The sequence below is a fragment of the Erwinia sp. MYb416 genome, from assembly GCF_037479575.1.
Taxonomy (GTDB): Bacteria; Pseudomonadota; Gammaproteobacteria; order Enterobacterales; family Enterobacteriaceae; genus Erwinia; species Erwinia rhapontici.
Genome location: NZ_JBBGYT010000002.1, coordinates 1 through 539, shown reverse-complemented (window position 1 = coordinate 539; position 539 = coordinate 1). Strand labels below are relative to the sequence as shown.

General features: G+C 56.4%; 1 protein-coding gene. It reads right to left on the bottom strand.

What is annotated here, in order from left to right:
- Positions 1-539, bottom strand: a 539-nt coding sequence (locus tag WH277_RS00015) for a hypothetical protein (protein WP_445235283.1), incomplete at both ends; no start/stop codon positions are given.

Genomic DNA, 539 nt, shown 5'->3' with positions numbered 1-539 from the left:
CCATATTTTCCAGCAGTTGTGGCGGGATAGCCGATACTTTTTCCGGGAAGTGACGGGTAATCAGATACAACCGGGTCGCATCCTGTACCAGCGGATCGTAGTAGTTTTGCGTCCACCAGGTTTTACTATAGGCCTGATTCAGTGCCTGCCAGCCCGGCTTGAACAGTCTTTCCGCTTCATCATCAGCCTTGAGTAAGCGCCATGAGGAGGCCAGATACAGCGCACTAAGATCGGTTTGCCAGCTGTCCGGGTAACGTTTTTTCAGCGTCTCCTGTACTGAGGCCAGTGCATTCGTGGTGATTTCGCCCTGCCGCGTGAGCAGATAAACGGCCCAGGCGCGCAGACGGAGGTGGTAGAGGTCTTCATAACCGTTGGCCGCCAGTGCGCGCAGTGCAACATTAGCATCGTCCAGCATCCCAGCAGGCAGCGGATAACCGGCGGCTTTCGCCTCCAGTAGGTACTGCACCACATACGGTGTAATAAACGGATCGGCCTGCGGTGATGCCATCCACAGCCCGACAGCACCGTCAGCGTTCTGG